Raw genomic sequence first — 9007 nt, 5'->3', positions numbered from 1 at the left:
TGTCGAAGCACAAGGTGCTGGAACTCTGTTGGGGGATGCGATCGAACTCAAAGCCCTGGCAAGTGTTTTAGGAAAAAATCGTCCTCCAGGAGATAAATGTCGAATCGGTTCCGTCAAAACCAACATTGGACATTTAGAGGCAGCCAGTGGAATTGCCGGATTGATTAAAGTGGCGTTGTCACTCAAATATGGACAGATACCGCCCTCTTTGCATTTTCAGCAGCCAAATCCGAATGCGGCGTTAGATAAACTACCATTGCAAGTGCAGCAAAACTTGGAGGGTTGGGCAACCAATCGCCCATTAATCGCAGGCGTGAGTGCGTTCGGCTTTGGCGGCACAAACGCTCATATAGTGATGGAAGCTTCCCCGGATCAAGTCAAGGAGTCCTCTTTTATTGATCGCCCGCTACATGTGCTGACGCTATCTGCCAAAACAGAAACAGCATTGCGATCGCTAGCCCACAGTTATCACGAGTTTCTAGTTAATCATCCTGATGTGCCAATTGCTGATGTTTGTTTTAGTGCCAATACTGGCAGAACCTTATTTAACCATCGGCTGGCTGTGACTGGGGACTCTACAGCACAATTTGCAGAGCGTTTGGAGGCGTTTGCTGTAACTGGGCAGTCGGCGGGGTTGGTAAGTGGCTTGGTGAAGCCAAAGAAAGTTCCAAAAATCGGATTCTTGTTTAGTGGCTTGAGTAACCACACACTAGGACTAGACCGTCAACTGTACGAACAAGCACCCACCTTCCGCCGAGTACTGGATCGCTGTAATGCGATCGCTCAGCCATTGCTGGGAAAGTCTCTGCTTGATATTCTCTATTCCCCCAATACCCCGGAAAATTCTACCAATAAAGTATATTCTGATTCAGAATTATTTGTAGCAACATTTGCGCTGCAAGTAGCACTTTGCGAATTGTGGAAAGCTTGGGGAATTACACCCACAGTCATTATGGGAACAAGCATAGGAGAGTATGCAGCTGCCTATGTTGCTGGCTTGTTCAGTCTGGAAGACGCACTCAAGATGGTAATCTCTGGACAGCAGCATATCCAATCTGAAAACTCAAAGGGGACAATGGTTGGCGTGCTTGCAGATGAACAGCGAGTAGCAGCTGCAATTCAACCTTATGGTGACAAAGTTGGCATTGGCTTCTATGGCGGGTCGCAAATTGTCATTTCCGGTCAGCAAGATGTAGTTGATGCAGTTGTGGTCGATCTCAAAGCACAAAAAGTCAAAACTGTTCGCTGGGACACATCCTATGCCTATCATTCCCCGCTGATGAAATCGCTGGAGATTGATTTTGCCCAGTATAAGTCATATTATACTCCCTCTCCCCCGCAAATTCCTTTAATTTCTGGAACTACAGGTCAGCTATCTTCTGATGCCATAACCAAAAAAGACTACTGGGTAAGTCTGATCCGTGAACCCATGAGATTTGCAACGGGGATGCAAACTATGCATTCGCTTGGAGTTACAGTATTTGTCGAGATTGGCCCAAAATCCAGTTTATTGTCGATGGGTATGCGTTGTCTACCGGAAGGGGTAGGGACTTGGCTTCCCAGCTTACGTCCGGGGCAATCGGGCGCTCAGCAGTTGTTGTCCAGTTTGGCACAACTTTATGTTTTAGGAGTATCTGTTAATTGGTCAGGATTTGATCGCGATTATCGCCGTCATCGTCTACGACTGCCCACTTATCCTTTTGAGCGACAAAGTTATTGGTTCAGCAGTAGTCGCTCGTCTTCACATCGCAATGTCTCCCCATTACCTCACCGCTCTTTAATCCCTGAAGTTATTGCCCCTGAATCGACTATTGAGTTAAAGCGATCGCAAAAAGCAACATCTCCAGAAGAACAGCAGCAACTGCTTGAAGAATATTTGATAGAACAGATTGCTAAAGTGTTGGGATTGGCTCCATCCCAGCTAGATGTTGAACAACCGCTCAATACTTTGGGGTTGGACTCGTTGATGTTAATTCAACTGGTAAACCGCATTAAAAAAGACTTTGCTTTAGAGTTGTCAATCGAGGCGTTATTTGAAGATATGACCCTGATTGATCTGGTTGGGCAATTACAACCTCAATCTACATCATTTAGTGCATCTAGCGATGATTCTGTAATGATGACGAGCAAATCGTCTGTTGCTTTGCCTTTGTCTTTTACTCAGGAGTCATTTTGGTCGCAACTAAAACTAGACCCAAGTAATCCCTTTGCCAATCTACCCTTTACCCTGCACTTTACCGGTGAACTCGATATTCCAGCCTTAGAACGCAGTTTGAATCAGTTGGTGCATCGTCACGCTGCTTTGCGAACCACTTTTGATATTGCCGCAGAGCAACCCACTCAAATCATTCATCCGACGATGAATTTGCCATTGTCGGTGGTGGATTTGCGTTCGCCGAAGGCGGCTCCTAAAGGAGCATCGCGTAGCGTGTCTGTTAGCGTAGCGTGCCCGTTCGGCTCCACCGTGCCGCAGGCTCAGGGCATAGGACAATCAAGCTCTCAACCAGAACAGCAAATCGCAGTCCAACAGCTATCTCAACAGGAAGCTCAAGAATCGTTTGATATCGTCCAGGGACCACTTGTGCGAACCACATTGCTGAAGCTCACGGAAAATCAACACATTCTGCTCATTACCATGCATCACCTGATTACAGATGGCACCTCTATGGTGATCTTTCTTCAGGAACTCGCAGCAGTCTACCAAGCATTTTCCCAAGGACAACCCTCGCCCCTTCCAGAATTACCGATGCAGTATGCAGACTTTATTGTCTGGCAGCGTCAGTGGCTGCAAAAAGATGTACTCACAAAATTACAAAGCTACTGGCAGCAAAAACTTGCACCGTATCTGGTCGTTCCTGAAATCAAAACAGATCTACCTCGTCCTGCTATACCAAGATTGAAAGCAGCTATCTACCCCTTCCAAATATCTGAAGCGTTATCAGCACAACTCAAAGCACTCAGCAAACAGGAAGGGTGTACTTTATTCATGCTTTTATTAGCAGCTTTACAAATACTAGTACACAATTATACAGGTCAGCTTAACTTCTGTATTGGCACTACGGTTGCCAATCGCAATCGAGCAGAGTTTGAAGCCTTGATTGGTTGCTTTATTAACCAGATTCCAATTAAAGCCAATTTGGAAGGCAATCCCACATTCCGGGAAGTACTTGCTGTTGTTCGCAAAACCACTTTAGAAGCACATGCTTACAGCGCTCTTCCCTTGAAACAGATTCTGGAAACTGTACCTTTGTTTAAAACAGATAATGTTCACTCATCTGGTTTACCAGTGCTTCTACTTTTCCACAATGAAATTCCTTTACTGACTGAGAATATCAAACTCTGCGATCGTCTTTATGTTCGGGTAGAAAATAGACCATTTCGAGGAGCAAGACGTGATCTAACTTTGCATATGGGAGAAAGTAAAAAAGGTATTTGGGGCGAGATGGAATACGATGTAGATTTGTTTTTTGAAAGTACAATTAATACAATTTTAGAAGACTTTATAATTTTACTTCAAGACATTGCCATCAATCCAGAGATCCAGATTTCATAAATGCAGATAAAACCGATAAAAATATCGAATAAATTGATAACTAATTTGCTGAAAAATAGCGTATTTTTTGGATATTGATACTGAACTAATGGAGAATAATAGCCTTGTGAATGTAAAATTTCGTGAGATTTTGACGTGGACAGTTTATCCGGGTGTCATGTCGATTGGTTTGATGATTTATTATGGTCTGAAAAATTATGGCATAAACGTCTTCCTTAGTAGTTACGTAGCTACAATCATTGCTGGAGTCGGTCTGATAACTTTTTTTGAACTTGTACTTCCTTATCGGAAAGAGTGGTTGCCAAGTAGAAGCGACATTGGAACTGATTTCCTTTTTATGATGTTGGTACAGGTATTACTCCCCTACCTTCTTTCCATTTTATCAATGAGTTGGTTGCTAGGCTTTTTCAAAAACAACAACTGGAACTTAGCTGATTTCTGGCCGCACAACTATCCTATCTGGATACAAATCTTGATTATGATATTGTCTGGTGATTTTTTGAGATACTGGTTACATCGTGCAGCTCATACATGGACTTTTTTATGGAGATTTCACGCCGTACATCACTCCGTCCACAAATTATATTGGCTTAATCTTGGGAGATTTCATCCCTTAGATAGAACGCTGCAACTTTTTTGTGATGCCTTGCCTTTCATTATTCTTAGTGTATCCAAGGAAGTACTGGCACTTTACTCTGTTATCTACTCAATTAAAGGATTTTTTCAGCACTGCAATGTAGACGTAAAACTTGGTTGGTTGAATTACATCATCAGTGGACCTGAGCTACATCGCTGGCATCACTCCACAAATATTAATGAATCAAACAATAATTACGGAAATCATACAATAATTTGGGATATCCTTTTCGGCACTTACTTTCTTCCTAAAGATAAAAACGTATGCGAACTGGGTTTTTTAAATCGCAATTACCCGATGAGTTTTTTGAAACAGATACAAGCTCCGTTTATCAAAGGTATTGATACAGTTCAATTAGAGTAATTAATAGCTATAAATTAAACAATAATTACGTAGTACCAACAATTGCCAATTTCTAACCCACAAAATATAAATGGATTTGCAAAATTTGAACAATCCCAACAATCATTTTAACTTTTCTGGAGGACCTGGAGCATTACCTGAGTCAGTGCTAAATGCTACTCAAGCTGCCATTATGAATGTGCCAGAAGTCGGCTTATCATTACTAGGCATCAGTCATCGCTCTGATTGGTTACGCAATGTACTGGACGAAATTGAAGAGAACTTTCGCAACTTACTTTCGATACCAAAGAATTATCATGTTCTTTTTTTACAAGGAGGTAGCAGTCTACAGTTTTCAATGATTCCGATGAATTTCTTACGTGGAAGCACTAAAATTGCCGAGTATATTGTCTCTGGTTATTGGAGCATTAAATCAGTACCTGAAGCCAGAAAAGAAGGGCAAGTGCAGGTAGTGTGGGATGGCAGAGATAGCGGTTATAACCGATTGCCAAAGGCTGAGGAACTTGTACTTTCATCAGATGCAGCTTATCTACATTATGTGTCGAATGAAACTGTAGAGGGACTACAATTTTCCTATCTGCCAAGCATATCCAATGTACCGATAATTTGTGATATGTCTTCAGATTTTTTATCTCAACCGATAGCAATTGAGCGTTACGCATTGATATACGCCCACGCGCAAAAAAACCTTGGACCAGCAGGTGTAACAGTGGTGTTACTTCGAGACGATCTTGTTGAAAGAATTCCATCCGATTTACACACAATGTTAGATTACCGCACCCATATCAAAAGTAAGTCAATTTATAATACACCTCCAGTATTCGCCTTATATGTGATAATGCAAGTCAGTCGTTGGTTACGCAAAGATATTGGCGGACTAGCAAAAATGGCAGAGATCAACAAAGCCAAGGCAGCCACGCTTTATAAAGTACTTGATGAGAGTGGAGGATTTTATCAAGGTCATGCTGTTCAAGAGTGGCGATCGCTGATGAATGTTGCTTTCCGATTAGCTGACCGCGATCTAGAGCGTTTATTTCTCAAAACCGCAGTGGAAAACGGATTTTATGGGTTGGACGGACACCGTTCAATCGGAGGTTTGCGTGCATCACTCTACAATGCAGTCACTCAATCTGGAGTAGAGACTCTGGCTGCATTTATGGTTGATTTCAAACAACGCTACGGTTGATCAGATTGAAAGCCCGCTTCAGGCTAAGGGCGAAGAATTAGATCCTCTGTCCTAAATAACTTAAACTCATTTAAGTTCTTACTTAGCAAAATTTAAATAAGTCCTGTTCTAAACAAAAAAGACTGTTTGACCTTTCCCAATTCTGTTAAAAGACTTCAATGTTCAAAAAGCAATGTTCACTAATTAATAAATCTGGTTGGTCTTTAGATGAGCAATATCCAATGTTCATCAAATCTATTTGGGAAAGGATTTATGATTTGCAAAACAGATGAGTACTGTCAGTCGTTTATGGCGACACAAATATGGTATCAGATCGGCAAAGTCAATTCTTAGAAAAACTAAAAAGTCGATGGCGAATAATTTTAGCAGCTTCTATTGGATTAGCCATAGTAGTCTCTTTATACACTTTTTTTCGCTTTTGGTTTCATGCTGAAACTCAGCCACTAAAGGCTACAAAAACAAATCCGATCAGAGTTGCAATTACTGCTTTGGGATATCTAGAACCTGAAGGCGAAGTAACTCACCTATCTGTACCCAATTCACAAACTGGTGTCCTGGTAGAAAAATTGTTAGTAAAAGAAGGAGATGAAATTAGATTTGGGCAAGTTGTAGCGTTACTGCATGGTTATGCTGAAGCTGTAGCATTTCTGCAACAAACACACGACAAAGTTCAAATTGCTAAAGCTCAATTAGCACAGGTCAAAGCTGGAGCTAAATTTGGAGACATCAAAGCTCAAGAAACGACAATCACTCGTTTGGAGGCTCAATTAAAAGGAGAAATTGTCACTCAAAAAGCAACAATTATCCGTTTGCAAGCACAGTTAGACAATGCTCAAACTGAAAACAATCGGTACCAGCGTTTGTACAAAGAAGGTGCAATTTCAGCTTCCACTGCAGATAGTAAAAATTTGGAACAGAAGACGGTACAGCAACAATTAAAAGAACGATCAGCTAATCTCAATAATACTGTGAATAATCTTCAAGATCAGATTAAGGAAGCACAAGCCAAACTGACTAGTATTAAAGAGGTGCGTGATGTAGATGTCCAAGTAGCACAAGCCGAACTCAAGAGCGCTATTACTGCTGTAACACAGGCACAAGCACAACTGCGTTTAACTTACGTTATATCTCCCATAAACGGAAGAGTTTTGAAAATTTATACCAAAACTGGAGAAGCGATCGCCACTTCAGGGATTATGGAGATAGGCAAAACATCTCAAATGTATGTGGTTGCGGAAGTTTATCAAACTGATGTGGAGAAAGTACATGTAGGTCAAAAAGCTTTCATTACCAGTACTGCCTTTACTGGAAAATTACTGGGAACTGTGAGCAAAATTGGTTTGCAAGTCAGTAGACAGAATATTTTAAGTCCCGATCCACAAGTAGATACAGATCGCAGAGTGGTTGAGGTGAAAATCCGTATTGATAATCCAGTCGATAGTCAACGAGTCTCAAATTTAACTAACTTACAGGTGGATGTCGCCATTCAAATATAACTGCAAAATAAGGTCTTTTTATGACTTATAAACTAAAATCATGTTTTCTAAAATTCCCTTGGCATGGCTACAATTAGTCCGAAATAAAAGTCGTTTTTTCGTGACTGTAGTTGGTATTGCCTTTATTGTTCTTCTTATGTTTATACAAATTGGTTTTCAAAATGCCCTCTATTCAAGTGCTACTCAACTACATCGTCACCTCCAAGGGGACTTATTTTTAGTCAGTTCTCAATATAAATCTTTGACTGCAAATCAAAGCTTTCCTCGAACTCGTCTATACCAAGTTTTAGGATTTAATGGTGTAGAGTCTGTCAGCTCCATGTATTTAGGATTTGCTAAATTTAAAAACCCAGTTAACGGTGAAAAATACTCAATATATCTTATTGGTATTGAGCCAGGAAGAGTGGCTTTGAATTTACCAGAATTGTCAGAAAATGTAGATAAAATTAAAATTCCTGATGTGGTGCTTTATGACCAGAGTTCTCGAAAAGAGTTTGGACCTATTGCTGAGAGATTTGAGCAACATAGTACTAACCAGACGGTTGAAATATTTCCCTTTAATTCCGTAAAAGGTTATAAAGTGAGAGTTGGTGGTTTATTTAGTTTAGGTCCTTCCTTTGGAGTTGATGGCAATTTAATTGTCAGTGATTTAACTTTCATCAGGATATTTTTAAACATGCGTTCACCAAAAATGATAGATATTGGTGCAGTCACTCTCAAACCCAATGCTGACATACAAAAAGTTGTAGAAAACATCCAAGCCTATTTCCAGAATGATATTCGAGTTTTTACCTACAAAGAATTTAATGAATTTGAGAAAAAATATTGGGCTACCAGAACACCTATTGGCTTTATATTTGACCTCATGTTAATAATGGTTTTTGTAATTGGTATAGTGATTGTTTATCAAATTCTTTACACTAATATTTCTAATCAAATAATTGCTTATGCTACTTTAAAAGCTATAGGATATCAAGATAGTTATTTATTAAAAGTCGTATTTCAACAGGCTATCATATTGGCTGTTTTAGGTTATGTACCTGGACTTTTTCTTTGTTTAGGGATCTATAACATTGCTATAAAAGCTACTAAATTACCAATAAAAATGGACTTAAACAATATGTTATTTGTCTTATTCTCAACAATTTTAATGTGTATGACTTCTGGCTTGCTAGCTACTAATAAACTCCGCTCTGCAGATCCCGCAGAGATTTTCTCATGACTGGGTTAACGCGAAATGTCATCGTTTTGGCTGCAATATATACATAATCAAGAACAGATACTCATGACAGGTAACAGAAAACTTGCTTCTAATGAACAATTAGACCAAAAAGCACGTGCAATAGCGGCATTGCTTCAAAGCATGAAAGCTTTTGGAGAAAGAGTGCTACTTCTGTTGGAGTGCGATACGCACAAGCTAAAGCCTGTGGCTTATCGCCTTACATCGCGGTGTAGACTTACCCCACCGCCTCTGGCAATACATTATCTCGCGTGCAGGTATCACACCAGAAGACCGTTGGGCAGAATTATCAAACAAAACACTCAACCAGTTGGTGCAAGAACTGACTCAAGGACAATACCAAATTAATGGTAAAGGAGTTTTTAAGGAAGAATTTGTCACCTGTGGCGGTGTCAACCTTAAACAAGTCAATTTTAAAACAATGGAAAGTCGATTAGTTCCAGGGCTTCACTTTGCGGGAGAAATTTTAGATATTGATGGTGTTATACCATTTCACGAAATCCTTGATACAAATGATTAGTCTCTAATTCTT

General features: G+C 40.2%; 5 protein-coding genes and 1 pseudogene. All 6 read left to right on the top strand.

Features of this window, described 5'->3' with window-relative positions:
* Nucleotides 1-3553 (top strand): condensation domain-containing protein (locus AC5JM2_RS18595; RefSeq protein ID WP_495836338.1); only part of this gene is annotated, 3553 nt, incomplete at its 5' end.
* Nucleotides 3554-3620: 67 nt separating this feature from the next.
* Nucleotides 3621-4553 (top strand): sterol desaturase family protein, encoded by a 933-nt coding sequence (locus tag AC5JM2_RS18590; protein ID WP_495836337.1) that lies wholly within the window; start codon nt 3621-3623, stop codon nt 4551-4553.
* A 70-nt stretch (nt 4554-4623) separates the two neighbouring features.
* On the top strand, nt 4624-5739 hold the full coding sequence (locus AC5JM2_RS18585) for a phosphoserine transaminase (protein ID WP_495836336.1): 1116 nt from the start codon (nt 4624-4626) through the stop codon (nt 5737-5739).
* A gap of 302 nt (nt 5740-6041) precedes the next feature.
* Nucleotides 6042-7235, top strand: coding sequence for an ABC exporter membrane fusion protein (locus AC5JM2_RS18580; RefSeq protein WP_495836335.1), 1194 nt, complete (start codon nt 6042-6044; stop codon nt 7233-7235).
* Between the two features lie 40 nt (nt 7236-7275).
* The gene (devC, locus tag AC5JM2_RS18575; protein WP_495836334.1) at nt 7276-8457 is read left to right on the top strand and encodes an ABC transporter permease DevC; all 1182 of its coding nucleotides are present in this window, start codon (nt 7276-7278) and stop codon (nt 8455-8457) included.
* Between the two features lie 211 nt (nt 8458-8668).
* A pseudogene (locus AC5JM2_RS18570) lies at nt 8669-8959 on the top strand (aminoacetone oxidase family FAD-binding enzyme); the annotation flags it as partial.
* Nucleotides 8960-9007: the final 48 nt, after the last annotated feature.

Source organism: Brasilonema angustatum, from assembly GCF_059505445.1.
This window is presented reverse-complemented; position numbering and strand designations above follow the sequence as displayed.